The 13,411-nt window shown below is 70.4% G+C and carries 10 protein-coding genes and 3 tRNA genes; 6 read left to right on the forward strand and 7 right to left on the reverse strand.

Annotated features, from left to right (window positions below; translation table 11 throughout):
* Positions 1-97 precede the first annotated feature (97 nt).
* Entirely contained in the window at positions 98-1,372 is a 1,275-nt protein-coding gene (locus KJK29_RS26270; RefSeq protein ID WP_215121593.1) for an RNA polymerase sigma factor, read from the forward strand.
* A gap of 103 nt (positions 1,373-1,475) precedes the next feature.
* Here KJK29_RS26270 and KJK29_RS26275 read toward each other — a convergent pair whose 3' ends face one another.
* From KJK29_RS26275 to KJK29_RS26290, 4 genes are all read right to left on the reverse strand, one after another.
* A complete protein-coding gene (locus KJK29_RS26275) occupies positions 1,476-3,404 on the reverse strand; it encodes an ABC transporter ATP-binding protein (RefSeq protein WP_215121595.1) in 1,929 nt (642 codons plus the stop codon).
* Entirely contained in the window at positions 3,404-5,137 is a 1,734-nt protein-coding gene (locus tag KJK29_RS26280; RefSeq protein WP_215121596.1) for an ABC transporter ATP-binding protein, read from the reverse strand. The genes KJK29_RS26275 and KJK29_RS26280 overlap by 1 nt, the downstream gene beginning before the upstream one ends.
* A 113-nt stretch (positions 5,138-5,250) precedes the next feature.
* Complete coding sequence (locus tag KJK29_RS26285; RefSeq protein ID WP_215121597.1) at positions 5,251-6,702, reverse strand: xylulokinase; 1,452 nt, start codon at positions 6,700-6,702, stop codon at positions 5,251-5,253.
* A gap of 155 nt (positions 6,703-6,857) precedes the next feature.
* Complete coding sequence (locus tag KJK29_RS26290; protein ID WP_189725003.1) at positions 6,858-7,163, reverse strand: YtxH domain-containing protein; 306 nt, start codon at positions 7,161-7,163, stop codon at positions 6,858-6,860.
* 160 nt (positions 7,164-7,323) lie between these two features.
* Here KJK29_RS26290 and KJK29_RS26295 point away from each other — a divergent pair.
* The 3 genes from KJK29_RS26295 to KJK29_RS26305 all read left to right on the forward strand — a co-directional run bounded on the left by KJK29_RS26295 (position 7,324) and on the right by KJK29_RS26305 (position 7,741).
* A tRNA-Asn gene (locus KJK29_RS26295) sits at positions 7,324-7,396 on the forward strand.
* A 5-nt stretch (positions 7,397-7,401) separates the two neighbouring features.
* Positions 7,402-7,474, forward strand: a tRNA-Asn gene (locus KJK29_RS26300).
* 190 nt (positions 7,475-7,664) lie between these two features.
* Positions 7,665-7,741, forward strand: a tRNA-Ile gene (locus tag KJK29_RS26305).
* A 125-nt stretch (positions 7,742-7,866) separates the two neighbouring features.
* On the opposite strand, the gene KJK29_RS26310 is transcribed toward KJK29_RS26305, so the two are convergent.
* From KJK29_RS26310 to KJK29_RS26320, 3 genes are all read right to left on the reverse strand, one after another.
* Positions 7,867-8,823: an ankyrin repeat domain-containing protein gene (locus KJK29_RS26310; RefSeq protein WP_215121598.1), complete on the reverse strand. Its 957-nt coding sequence runs from the start codon at positions 8,821-8,823 to the stop codon at positions 7,867-7,869.
* Positions 8,824-8,929: 106 nt separating this feature from the next.
* Positions 8,930-9,889: a Clp protease N-terminal domain-containing protein gene (locus tag KJK29_RS26315; RefSeq protein ID WP_215121600.1), complete on the reverse strand. Its 960-nt coding sequence runs from the start codon at positions 9,887-9,889 to the stop codon at positions 8,930-8,932.
* Between the two features lie 36 nt (positions 9,890-9,925).
* Entirely contained in the window at positions 9,926-10,474 is a 549-nt protein-coding gene (locus KJK29_RS26320) for an LURP-one-related/scramblase family protein (RefSeq protein WP_215124464.1), read from the reverse strand.
* 265 nt (positions 10,475-10,739) lie between these two features.
* On the opposite strand from KJK29_RS26320, the gene KJK29_RS26325 reads away from it, so the two are divergent.
* Positions 10,740-12,575, forward strand: a complete 1,836-nt coding sequence (locus KJK29_RS26325; protein WP_215124465.1) for a sensor histidine kinase — start codon at positions 10,740-10,742, stop codon at positions 12,573-12,575.
* Positions 12,576-12,740: 165 nt separating this feature from the next.
* On the forward strand, positions 12,741-13,403 hold the full coding sequence (locus tag KJK29_RS26330) for a response regulator (RefSeq protein WP_215121601.1): 663 nt from the start codon (positions 12,741-12,743) through the stop codon (positions 13,401-13,403).
* The last annotated feature ends 8 nt before the right edge of the window (positions 13,404-13,411 follow it).

A 13,411-nucleotide genomic window follows, 5' to 3' on the forward strand; every position in this document is an offset into this window, starting at 1 on the left:
TTTCCCGGGAGGGTCACCACGCGGTCACGTCCCGAACGCAAAAAGTCATCGCACGCCCCTCGTGGCGACGATGTGTCTTCCCCCACACTGGGTTGCGGTGCCTGAGTCCTCGGAGCGCGGCCGATCCGTCACCGACGGGTTCCAGACCCCCGCGGTTCCGCTCATCGCGTACGGGACGGAAAGCGGCGAGGCCGACTCCGCCCCCGAAGTACCGCTGCCGCCCGCCTTGGCAGCGATCATCCTGGAGGTCGCCCCCGTGCAGACCCAGACCCTCACCCAGACCGACGCCGATGGCGCGCCGGACGCGGAGGCCGATGCCCTGCCCGCGGTTCCGGCGCAGAGCCTCGTCGTGCACCACCCCGAGACGGAACCGGAGCCGGAGGAGCCGCCCGCCGAGGCCCTCGAGACGGCCGAGGCTCCCGAAGCCGTCGTGAGGCCGCCGGTCCGCACCGAGAGCGGCAGCCCCTCCTCGGACCTCTTCCGCCAGTACCTGCGGGAGATCGGCCGTATCCCCCTGCTGACCGCGGCCGAGGAGGTCGAACTCGCCCGCCGCGTCGAGGCCGGCCTGTTCGCCGAGGAGAAGCTGAGCAACACACCCGACCTGGACAGCCAGTTGGCGCTGGACCTCGACCGGCTCGTCGTCATGGGCAGGGTCGCCAAACGCCGGCTCATCGAGGCGAACCTGCGGCTCGTCGTGTCCGTGGCGAAGCGGTACGTCGGCCGCGGGCTGACCATGCTCGACCTCGTCCAGGAGGGCAACCTCGGCCTGATCCGGGCCGTCGAGAAGTTCGACTACGCCCGCGGCTACAAGTTCTCCACCTACGCCACCTGGTGGATCCGCCAGGCCATGTCCCGCGCCCTGGCCGACCAGGCCCGCACCATCCGGGTCCCCGTCCACGTCGTGGAACTCATCAACCGCGTCGTCCGGGTGCAGCGGCGGATGCTCCAGGAACGGGGCTACGAGCCCACGCCCGAGGAGGTCGCCGCGCACCTGGACCTGGCGCCGGAGCGGGTCAGCGAGGTCCTGCGTCTCGCCCAGGAGCCGGTGTCGCTGCACGCGCCGGTGGGCGAGGAGGACGACGTCGCCCTCGGCGACCTCATAGAGGACGGCGACGCCACCAGCCCCGTGGAGTCGGCCGCGTTCCTCCTCCTCAGGGAGCACCTGGAAGCGGTCCTGTCGACCCTGGGGGAGCGGGAGCGGAAAGTCGTCCAGCTCCGCTACGGGCTGGCGGACGGCCGCCCCCGCACCCTGGAGGAGATCGGCCGCATCTTCGGAGTGACGCGGGAGCGGATACGGCAGATCGAGTCCAAGACCCTCAACAAGCTGAGGGACCATGCCTTCGCGGATCAACTGAGGGGCTATCTGGACTGAAGGGGCGTCGGCTGCACCCACCCCAGGGGCGCGGGGAACTGCGCGACCAGCCACAACGGACCCGCAGCCGCCCCACGACACCACATGGCACCCCGAACGCGACTCAGTCCACTTCCGCCACCGCCTGCGCGAACTGAGCCTTGTACAACCGCGCATACGCCCCGTCCGACGCCAGCAACTCCCCGTGCGTCCCCTGCTCCACGATCGCCCCGTCCTCCATCACGAGAATCGCGTCCGCGTCCCGGATCGTCGACAGCCGGTGGGCGATGACGAACGACGTACGCCCGTGCGCCAGCTTCGCCATCGCCTTCTGGATCAGCACCTCGGTCCGCGTGTCCACCGACGACGTCGCCTCGTCCAGCACCAGGATCACCGGGTCGGACAGGAACGCCCGGGCGATGGTGATGAGCTGCTTCTCGCCCGCGCTGACCCCGGTCCCCTCGTCGTCGATCACCGTGTCGTACCCGTCCGGCAGCGTACGGACGAACCGGTCCGCGTGCGCCGCCCGGGCCGCCTCCTCGATCTCCCCCCGGGTCACCTGCCGGGACGCCCCGTACGCGATGTTCTCCGCGATCGTCCCGCCGAACAGCCAGGTGTCCTGCAGCACCATGCCGATCCCGGCCCGCAGTTCGTCCCGGGACATCCGCGCGATGTCGACCCCGTCGAGGGTGATGCGCCCGCCGGTGACGTCGTAGAACCGCATCAGCAGATTCACCAGCGTCGTCTTCCCGGCCCCCGTCGGCCCGACGATGGCCACCGTCTGCCCGGGCTCGACCTTCAGCGACAGGTCCTCGATCAGCGGCTTCTCGGGGTCGTAGCGGAACGACACATGCTCCAGCGCCACCAGCCCGCGCAGCTCCTCGGGCCGCACGCCCGGCACCGGATCGGCGCCCTGCTCCTCCGCGTCCAGCAGCTCGAAGACCCGCTCCGCCGAGGCGACCCCCGACTGCACCAGGTTCGCCATGGACGCGACCTGCGTCAGCGGCATCGAGAACTGCCGCGAGTACTGGATGAAGGCCTGTACGTCGCCGATGGACAGCGAGCCCGAGGCGACCCGCAGCCCGCCCACGACCGCGACCAGGACGTAGTTGAGGTTCGACACGAACATCATCAGCGGCTGCATGACCCCGCTGTTGAACTGCGCCCGGAACCCGGCCTCGTACAGCGCGTCGTTCTGCTCGGCGAACTGCCGGGCCGACTCCTCCTGCCGCCCGAACACCTTCACCAGGGTGTGCCCGGTGTACATCTCCTCGATGTGGGCGTTCAGCTGTCCCGTCGTACGCCACTGCTGCACGAAGTGCGGCTGCGACCGCTTGCCCACGCGCGTGGCGATGACGAACGACAGCGGCACGGTCACCAGCGCGACCAGCGCCAGGATCCAGGAGACCCAGAACATCATCGCGAGGACACCGATGATGGTCAGCACCGAGTTGATGAGCTGCCCCATCGACTGCTGGAGCGTCTGCCCGATGTTGTCGATGTCGTTCGTCGCCCGGGACAGCACCTCACCGCGCTGACGTTTGTCGAAGTACGACAGCGGCAGCCGCGACAGCTTCGTCTGCACGTCCTCCCGCATCCGGAACATGGTCCGGTTCACGGCCCGGTTCACCAGCCGCGTCGCCGCCGCCATCAGCAGCCCGGCCACCGTGAACACGCCCAGCGCGAGCAGCAGCACATGCCCCACGGCCGTGAAGTCGATGCCCTGGCCCGGGGTGAAGTCGGTGCTGCGCAGCATGTCGGCGACGTCACCGTCCCCGCGCTGCCGCATGGAGTCGAGGACCTGCTCCTTGCTCGCCCCCTCTGGCATGCCCCGCCCGACGATGCCCGCGAAGACCAGGTCGGTCGCCTTGCCGAGGATCTTCGGCCCGACGACGCTGAGCCCGACGCTCAGCACCACGCACAGCAGCAGCACACAGATGGTCAGCCGCTCCGGCCGGAACCGCGCGACCAGCCGTTTGCCCGACCCCTTGAAGTCGAGCGAGCGCTGGTCGGGGCCGCCCCCGGCCATCATCCGCCCCATCGGCCCGGCCATCAGGCAGCCTCCGCTTCCGTGAGCTGGGAGAGCACGATCTCCCGGTAGGTCTCGTTGTCCGCCATCAGCTCGTGGTGCCGGCCGGTGCCGACGACCCGGCCCTCGTCGAGGACGACGATCCGGTCGGCGTCCCGGATGGTCGCCACCCGCTGGGCGACGATCACCACGGTCGCCTCGGCGGTCTCCTGCGCGAGCGCGGCCCGAAGGGCGGCGTCGGTGGCGTAGTCGAGCGCGGAGAAGGAGTCGTCGAAGAGATAGATCTCGGGCCGCTGCACCAGCGTCCGGGCGATCGCGAGGCGCTGCCGCTGACCACCGGACACATTCGTCCCGCCCTGCGCGATCGGCGCGTCGAGCCCGCCCTCCAGACGCTCGACGAACTCCTTGCCCTGCGCCACCTCCAGCGCGTGCCACAGCTCCTCGTCGGTGGCGTCCGGATTGCCGTAGCGCAGATTCGTCGCCACCGTGCCCGCGAAGAGATACGGCTTCTGCGGCACCAGCCCGACGGTCCGCGCGAGCAGCACCGGATCGATCTCCGCGACCTCGACACCGTCCACGAGCACCTGCCCGTCGGTCGCGTCGAACAGCCGCGGCACCAGCCCGAGCAGCGTGGACTTGCCGCTGCCCGTCGAGCCGATGACGGCGGTCGTCTCGCCCGGCCGGGCGAGCAGGTCCACGGCCCGCAGCACCGGCTCCTCGGCACCCGGATAGCGGAAGCCGGCCCCCCGGATCTCCAGATGCCCGTGCCGGCGCAGCTCCCGCACCGGCGCCGACGGCGGCACCACACTCGACGAGGTGTCCAGCACCTCCTGGATGCGCTCGGCGCACACCTCCGCGCGCGGCACCATCATGAACATGAAGGTGGCCATCATCACGGACATGACGATCTGCATCAGATAGGCGAGGAACGCCGTCAGATCACCGATCTGCATCCCGCCGCTGTCGATGCGGTGCGCGCCGAACCACACCACGGCGATCGACGACAGATTCACCACCGTCATCACGATGGGGAACATCAGCGCGAGCAGATTGCCGGTGCCCAGCGCGAAGTCCGTGAGGTCGGTGTTGGCCTTCCGGAAGCGCTGCTGCTCGTACTCGTCCCGGACGAAGGCCCGGATCACCCGGTTGCCGGTGATCTGCTCGCGCAGCACCCGGTTCACCGTGTCCAGCCGCTCCTGCATCGCCCGGAACAGCGGCCGCAGCCGCCGCACGATCAGCGTCACGCAGACGCCCAGCACCGGCACGACCGCCACCAGCACCCCGGACAGCGGCACATCCAGCCCGAGCGCCAGCACGATGCCGCCCACACACATGATCGGCGCCGACACCAGCAGCGTGAACGTCATCAGCGCCAGCATCTGCACCTGCTGGACGTCGTTCGTCGTACGGGTGATCAGCGACGGCGCCCCGAAATGCCCCAGCTCACGCGAGGAGAACGACTGCACCCGGTCGAACACGGACGCCCGCAGGTCCCGCCCGAGCGCCGAGGCCGTACGGGCGCCGTAGTACACGGCACCGATGTTGGTGACGACCTGGACCAGCGAGATGCCGATCATCAGGCCGCCGTAGCCCATGATGTAGCCGGTGTCACCGTGCACGACACCCTGGTCGATGATGTCCGCGTTCAGCGTGGGCAGGTAGAGCGTGGCGCAGGTCTGCAGGAACTGCAGCAGCACCAGCAGGGCTATGGGTTTCTTGTAGGGCCTGAGATAGGTCCGCAGAAGTCGTATGAGCACGCTGCTTCTCTCGGAGTGGGCGACAGGGCCGGTTGGTTGCCCCTGGCCCCTATCGTCGAACACTCCACCCGCGTTACCTCAACCGAATTAACCCAACAGGGCACCCGGGCCTCCTACCGCAGCGCCCCCGGGTGCGTCTGCTCGCGCACCGCAACGAACTGCTGCCGCACCGCCTGCCCCACGGCCAGTTCCTCCCCGGGCTCCAGCACCTGGGCGACCGCGCCCTGCCAGACCGGCGGGGTCCGTGCGTCGAGCGAGCCCTGCGACACGCCGAGCGCCCAGGCCGCCTGACGGGCGGCGCCGATCGCGGCGTAGTCCGCCGGCTGCGGCACCACGACCTGCGTCCCGAACAGCGAGGGCGCGGCGGCCTGCACGGCGGGCAGCTCGGCGGCCGACCCCAGCAGGAAGACCCGCCGCACCTCCACACCCCGGCCGCGCAGCACGTCCAGCGCGTCCGCGAGCCCGCACAGCATGCCCTCGAACGCGGCCCGCGCCAGATGCTCCGCCTTCATCGACTCACGCCGCAGCCCCGCCAGGGTCCCGGCGGTGTGCGGCAGGTTCGGCGTCCGCTCGCCCTCCAGATAGGGCAGCAGCACCAGCCCGTGCGCCCCCGGCGTCGACTTCATCGCCAGATCGGACAGGCTCTCCAGATCGGGCAGCCCGAGCAGCTCGGCGGTCCCGCGCAGCGTCCGTACGGCGTTCAGCGTGGTGACGACCGGCAGGTGCATGCCCGTCGCGTCGGCCAGCGCGGTGATCATCCCGGAGCCGTCGACCAGCGCCTCGGGGTGTACGGCCATCACGGACCCGGACGCGCCCAGCGACACGACCGCGTCCCCGAGCCCGATGCCCAGCCCGAACGCCGCCGCCATGGTCTCGCCGGTCCCTACGGAGATCAGCAGCCCCTCCGGCGTCCGGCCGGCCGCGTCCGCCGGGCCGATCACCTCCGGCAGCATCGCCTGCTGCCCGAGCGCCAGCTCGACGAGATCGGTCCGGTAGCCGCCGGTCGCCGCCGACCAGTACCCGGTGCCGGACGCCCCGCCCCGGTCGGTGGTTCTTCTGACCGGCCTCCCCAGCAGCTGCCACACCAGCCAGTCGTGCGCCTGCAGCAGGATCGCCGTGCGCTGCGCGTTCTCGGGTTCGGTCCGGGCCAGCCAGCGCAGCTTCGTCACCGGCTGCGCGGCCTGCGGCACACAGCCCACCGCCTGCGCCCACGCCTCGCGCCCGCCGAGCGCGTCGACCAGATCGGCCGCCGCGACCTGCGTGCGCTTGTCGCCGCCGACCATCGCGGGCCGCACGGTGTTGCCCTGCGCGTCCAGTGGCACGACGGCGTTCTGCTGCGCCGACACGCCGATGGCCTGCACACCTTCGAGGAGCCCGCCGCCCGCCGCCTCGCCCAGGGACAGCAGCCAGGCCTGCGGATCGACGTCGGACGGCCGGCCGCCGCCCTCGGGGCTCTCCACCGGATGCTGCGCATACCCCTGCCTGAGCACGGCTCCGGAGTCCGTGTCACAGACGACGATACGAGTGAAATCGGGTGAACTGTCCAACCCGGCGACTATCCCCATGGCCAAAATTCTGCCGCACGCTCCGCTCGGGTCGGGCCGTGGGCGCCGCGGGGGCGCGTCGCCGGGCCTCGGGTGCGGGCGCGTCGTGGCTGGTCGCGCAGTTCCCCGCGCCCCTCAGGGGCGCGGGTGCGTGCTCGGGGTCTGAAAAGGAACTGTTACGTGTTGCTTGTGCCCCAGTCGTCTTCGCCGCCGTTGTGGGTGGCGCGGTCGCGGAGGTGGCGGACGCGGTCGGCGACGGACTCGGGGACGCGGTCCCCGACCTTGTCGCTCACCACGTGGTACGCCTTGCCCGCGAACTCTCGGCCCTGGTGGGCCGCCGACTCGGCGGTGTTGCGGACGGCGGGGTTCTGCGCGAACTGCTGGGCCGTCTTCTTCAGCTGCTCGTAGCGCTCGCGTCCGGCCCTCGTGCCCAGCACGTAACCCAGGACGACTCCCGCGACGAACGTGAGCCGGTAACGCATGGCGACCACCCTTCCCTTGCGTAGGTCTCCGGTGCGGAGTCGACGCCCCGCGGGGTACCGATTGGCGGAGCACCCCCCTGCTTGCGCTAATGTATGTGTCGCAGCGAGCGAGCGCCCCCTGGCGGATACCCAGGTAGGTACGTTCGATGCAACGAGGCATTCCTCGGTAGCTCAATTGGCAGAGCAGCCGGCTGTTAACCGGCAGGTTACTGGTTCGAGTCCAGTCCGGGGAGCTCGGTCCTCCGTAGCTCAATTGGCAGAGCAGCCGGCTGTTAACCGGCAGGTTACTGGTTCGAGTCCAGTCGGGGGAGCAAGGTGAACGAGGACCCCACTCAGGGGTCCTTTTTCATGCCGGTTTCGATCTCCTGGGAACCGCTCGGAGCCCGTCGCGGTCCTCATGGTCACGAAGGCCGTGCGAAGCCGACCATCCGAAGCAGGAGATCGTATGAGCGGCTATGCTGCGGCAGACGGCGCGCACACATGTACGCGACACGCCGCTATGGGGCGGTAGCTCAGCCGGTTAGAGCAGCGGACTCATAATCCGTCGGCCGTGGGTTCGAGTCCCACCCGCCCCACCAGGCACCATTGGTGCAGGAACGATCTGACCTGCGGATAGGTCAGGGCCCCGAGAGTAACCGTGGCGGTGTTCGCCATACGGGAGCCACACCGTAGCCTCGTACGATTTTTCTCGGGGCCGCCTTCGTCAGTGTCTCCAGTAACCGCGGCGTGGCAGTTCGACCCACGCGTCGGGGGGTCCGCACACGGCGCGCCTGTCGGGCAGGCGCAGTCCCGCGAAGGCGCAGGAGTAGGCCACGGCGTTGTGCTGGTAGAGGTAGGAGGCCAACACTTCCTCGGAGGAGTCGTTTTCGTACGGTCCTCCGCCCGGGTGCAGGTCCGAGCCCTCGACGATTCCCTGACGGACGATGCTGCCCTGGTTGCCGCTCTTGGGGTTGGCGTACAGGCCGTAGCAGACCGTGCCGGCGGACAACCGGGTCAGTACGCCCGGCATTTCCGGCGCGTAGCCCCAGGGCTGTGTCACGACGCAGCCGCCCGGCACGGATGTCACGCCGATGATCTGCAGGCTCGCGTCCATGTCGTAGGCGTACGGGTCTTCCAGCAGCTCGTCGATGACCTCGTCCGCCACCGGCGTCGCTCCCAGACGGCGCACCGCCTCGGCCGCGTCGATTCCGGCCACGCAGGCCAGCCCCGTACCGTCGTAGTGGAATTCGCCCAGCGCTGTGGTGAGCCGCCGGCCCTCCTGCGCTGCCGCGCGCTCCGTGTCGGTCAGGCGTACCCCTTCCGGTATCGGGAACAGGTCCGGCGTCGGGCCGGCCAGGCTCAGCCGCCCCGGTGACCAGCCGCCGATCGACGGCCGCCAAGGATCCGCCCCGGCCGCGGCGAGGGCTCGTGCGTTCTCCGGCTTCCTGGACATCACGGCCTCCCACAGTGCCGTCACCCCTTCCTCCAGGGCGTCCACATCCGCGGCGTGACCCGCCAACTCCGCGACGACCTCGGCGGATCCGAACACCGCCGCACGATGCAGCGGCCGGCCGCCGCGCCATTCGTCCGGGTCGGCACCTCCGTCGAGACGCCGGCGAATGTCCTCGACATCCGTCCAGCCCGAACCCTTGCCGGGCCAACCACCCCAACGTTCTGCCACCGATCCCCCTCCAACACGTCGCGTGCCATGCGCGCTCCACACTCGCACGCGGGTCTGACATTGGGAGCGGCCAGCCCGAGCAGCAGCGTGCCGGAGCTGACGGAGATCAGGACGTCAGCGCTTCGATCAGTTGTCGGGCGCGTGTGTCTTCTCGCAGGAGGGTTTCGATCAGGGGGCCCGTGGTCTCTTCGAGGTATTTCCGCGTGGGGTGGGGGTCGGGTGTCAGGTGGATGGGGGACTTGGTCAGGGCGGTGTGGACCGAGGTGTAGTTGATGCCCAGGCGGGTCAGGTGGTCGCCGTCCGCGTCGGGGGTGCTGTTCTTTGACAGGTGGGGGTAGTGGAGTGCGACCTCGTGGGTGGCCAGGATCGCGAGGAGGACGTGCTCGGTGCCGACTGGGCCGTTGTCGAGGCGGTGGGCTTGGGCGTGGGTTTCCATGGAGACCCACCAGGCCGGATTCGAGGCCCAGTTCATTCCGGCGAATTTGAGGATCCAGCGTTGCCAGAAGGGCAGGTGGCGGTAGTGGCTGCGGCCGAGCAGGATGTCGCGGGTGGGGTGCAGGAGGGGGCTGAGGTCGTCCTGAACGCCTGTGGGTTCGCCGTCGAGTCGTGCGCGTACGGCCTGTGGTGAGACGCGGCACGCGGTCAGCAGTTCGACCGCGCGGTTGTTCTCCTCCAGCAACGCCCGCAGCAGGTGGACGGCGGTGAACTTCGCCGCGCCCTCCCGTTGGGCCTGATTCATCGCTGTCGTCAGGGACCTGGCCGCGGCGCCCGTGAGGCGGTTACGGTCGCCGTCCTCCCCTAGTACGTCCTGTGCGGCGACACTTGCCTCGGCGTCGTCGGTGCCGGTCCACGCGTCGTCACGGTCCATGGTGTCCCGCAGCACCGCCAGCAGAGCGGTCCTGGTCGCTCCTTCGTCGTCGAGCGCCGTGCGCGCCGGGCCCCTGGCCGTGGTGATGCCGGCGAGCAGGTGCTCGGTACCCATCGGTCCCTCGGTGGAGCCCCGGGCGCCGCGGGCGGCTCCCAGGATTCCGATGGTGTTCCAGTCGGGTTCCTTGATCGCTTCCATGTGGCCGTTCCCTTCGGATCCCTTCGGATCTCGTCCTCAGCGTGACTGCAGGGCGTCCAGTGCCACGGCCTGGGCGATGGCGAGGCGGCGGTCGAGGGTGGGGGCCGCGATGTCGAGCACGTATCGGTCGCGCAGCCCGAATTTCTTGTCGAACGCCATCAACCGTTTGCCGCCCTCGGTGAAATCGAAGTGGTACGGCCATATGAACGGCACGAAATCGGTGACCGGAATGAACTCCCAGACGCGGCGCAGTACGGCCACCAACAGATTGCGCTCGCGCCCGGCGAGTTCCATCGTGCCCGGCTGCTCCAGGACCCACGTCGAGCGCAGCAAGGAGGCGACAGACTTCTTGCGGAACGAGCCGATGGGGTTTCCCTCTTCGTCCCGCACGGTGTAGACGGCACCGATGTCGAGGACCTGGTCGGCCTCGAAGGTGCACAGGACGCGGTCCTTGGACTCGTCGGTGTAGAGGGTCACCTGTTCCTTGAGCGCCATCCGCTTCTGCTGTGCGAAGGCGACGACCTCGCCGTCGGAGCCGGCCGAGCCGTCGGGGCGGGCCGCCGTCACCACGTACTGGTTGGCCATGAGGGTCGTCTTCTGGCGAACGCCGAACCGATCGTGCGTCTGCAGCTGTGCGTTGTCCACGTGACGGCTCCCGCCTCTTCATCCTTGGTGCGGGCCCCCGTTGTGTGAACTGCCCGCCTGAGCCATCGTCACCGCTACGGGCCGCTCGAAGCAGTCCCCGGAAGTCGCGTCCGGCGCACCCGTCGTTGTCGACTTTCGTCGTTCGCCTCCACGACGCAGGGATGATGCCGCGCTTCCGGGCGCTGACTATCGTCGGCCCGTGGAACTGGACGAAGCACACACCGCCCGCGCCGTACGGCCGCTCCGTGCCCGGCTTGCCGCCGCATCCCCCTGGAGCCGCGGAAGGATCGCCGGGGAGATCGTGCTCACCGCCGCCCTCGCCGGGTGCGCGGTGTTGTCCGAAGCGACGAGCGCCGGTCTCGGTCTGCGAACCTTCGCTGTCGTGGCGGGCGTTGCCGTGCTGTCGCTGGCCCGGCGCGCGCTGCCGTCGACGGTGCTGGTCGTCTCCGCCGGCGCGGCAGCGGTACTGCTGTCGGCGGTGCCGCTGATGGTCTATGTGAGCTGGTCGGCGGGGAGCCGCATCGTCAGACCCGGGCGGGTGGTCGCCGCGTTCGCCGCCGCGCTCGTCCTCCATACCGCGCTGTCCGTCCATGAGGAGAGCAGTCACTCCGGACTGTCGCTGCCCGTCATCACCGCCGCGCTGAGCGCGGCGGCGTTCCTCACGCTGGGGATCGTGCCGGGGCTGGTGTCCCGCTACCGGGCGCAACGCCGCTCACTGCTGGACGCGCTGCGGCGGAACAACGCCCAGCTCGTGCGGGAGCAGGCGATGGTGGCACGGCAGGCGCGTCTGCTGGAGCGCGGCCGCATCGCCCAGGACATGCACGACAGCCTCGGTCACCAACTCGCCCTGATCTCCGTGCACGCGGGCGCCCTGCAGGTCGATCCGGATCTGACCGACCGCCAGCGGGAAGGAGTACGGATCCTGCGCGACGCCTCCGTGGCCGCGATGGGGGAGCTGCGCGAGGCCGTCGGCATCCTCCACGAGGACCGGGAGGAGCCGGAGGACTCCCAGGCCCGGCAGGACCGGCAGGACCGGAACGCGGTCGAGGATCGCACCGAGCCTGCCGGGAAGGGTGCCGGGGACTCGTCTGCCTCGGGCGGCGGGCGGCCGCTCACTCGGGCGGTGGCCTCCATCGACGGCCTGGTCGCGACGTCCCGGGCCGCGGGCGCGACCGTGGAACTGCGGCGGTCCGGCGCCGCCCGGCCCCTGGCGCCCGCCGCCGACCACGCGGCGTACCGCATAGCCCAGGAGGGACTGACCAACGCCCACAAGCACGCCCCGGGCGCTCCGATCACGCTCGCCCTGCGCTACGAGCCGGACAGCCTGGTGGTGGAGGTCGCCAACGGGCCCGCGTCGGCCGGGGCGCCGGACGCGCCCGCGGTGGTCAGCGGCGGTCAGGGACTGGCGGGCCTGCGGGAGCGGGCCCGGCTCATCGGCGGCATGGTGCACACCGGCCCCACCTCGGACGGCGGCTTCCGCATCGCCGGGATGCTTCCCTACGGCACCGGGCACGGCGAGACCGGGCCCCGCCGCGGCGAACTCGCGGCCCGCCCGGGCGTCGCGACCATCGTCGGCCCGGACGACGACTTTGGGGGACAGCCGGGCGCATGGCCGGCGGGCAACAGTGGAGCGGTCATCGACCGTTCCGACCAGCACGGGGAGTTCGCCGCCATCATGAGCAGCAAGAGAAACGTGGCCATCGGCTGCGCCGTCACCGCCGTAGTCCTCGTCGTCAGCGTGATCGGCCTCGGCATCTGGGGGGTGAGCGCGCTGATGGACGAGGTGGAGAAGTCCACGATCCCGGTGAGCGTGTACGAGTCGGCGAAGACCGGCGATCCCGAGGCCGAGGTGCAGGCCGAACTGCCCGACGGGGACTCGATCCTGACGGCGGATCTGGGGGACGGGGGCCCGCGGACACCCAAGGGCGCGACCTGCCGCCACTTCGCGTCCGACGACCCCGACGACCTCTCGACCGTCTTCCGGTTCTGCTTCCGTGACGGAAAGCTGGTGGCGAAGCAGACCTTCAAGGACGAGAGCTGATCCGCGGGGCTGATCCGCGGGGCTGATCCGCGTGGCTGATCCGCTGGGCCGGGACGTGAACCGGCCCGCGCCGTAGGGCCGTCCGCGCGATACACCCGGTCGGATCAAGGCATGATGGCGAGGCCATGCCATCCGCTTTCCGACCGACACCGCGCAGGAGGCCGTGTGATCCGGGTCCTCGTCGCCGACGACGAGCCGCTCATCCGGGCCGGCATCAGGATGATCCTCGACTCGGCCGACGACATCGACGTGGTCGCCGAGGCCGGTGACGGCCGGGAGGCGGTGCGCAACGCCCGTGAGACCGCCGTCGACGTGGCCCTGCTGGACATCCAGATGCCCGTGATGGACGGGCTGACGGCCCTGGCCGAGCTGGGCCGGGCCGCGCCGCGGGTACGGGTGCTGATCCTCACCACGTTCGGCGAGCGTGACAACGTACTGCGTGCGCTCGGCCACGGCGGCGCGGGCTTCCTGCTCAAGGACTCCGCGCCCGACGAGCTGATCCACGCGGTGCGGGCGGCGGCGGCCGGGAACGCCTATCTCTCGCCCGCGGCCACCCGGCACGTGGCGGACGCCCTCGCCTCCCCGACGGCCACCGCCCGCGCGGAGGAGGCCACGCGCCGCCTCGACGGACTGACCGCACGGGAGCGCGATGTCCTCGCCCTGCTCGGCGAGGGCCTGTCCAACGCGGACACGGGCCGGCGGCTGCACATGAGCGAAGCCACCGTGAAGACCTACGTCAGCCGCATCCTGACCAAGCTCGACTGCGACAACCGCGTGCAGGCGGCGCTCCTCGCCCGCGACGCCGGACTGCACACGGGCGGGGTGTGACCGACCCG

The organism is Streptomyces koelreuteriae, from assembly GCF_018604545.1.
Classification (GTDB): Bacteria; Actinomycetota; Actinomycetes; order Streptomycetales; family Streptomycetaceae; genus Streptomyces; species Streptomyces koelreuteriae.

What these genes read in the sequence shown, in the direction of transcription:
- KJK29_RS26275 (WP_215121595.1), bottom strand. Translation starts at nt 3,404, where the DNA reads ATGGCCGGGCCGATGGGGCGGATGATGGCCGGGGGCGGCCCCGACCAG.
- KJK29_RS26285 (WP_215121597.1), bottom strand. Translation starts at nt 6,702, where the DNA reads ATGGGGATAGTCGCCGGGTTGGACAGTTCACCCGATTTCACTCGTATC.
- KJK29_RS26290 (WP_189725003.1), bottom strand. Translation starts at nt 7,163, where the DNA reads ATGCGTTACCGGCTCACGTTCGTCGCGGGAGTCGTCCTGGGTTACGTG.
- KJK29_RS26315 (WP_215121600.1), bottom strand. Translation starts at nt 9,889, where the DNA reads ATGGAAGCGATCAAGGAACCCGACTGGAACACCATCGGAATCCTGGGA.
- KJK29_RS26320 (WP_215124464.1), bottom strand. Translation starts at nt 10,474, where the DNA reads ATGGCCAACCAGTACGTGGTGACGGCGGCCCGCCCCGACGGCTCGGCC.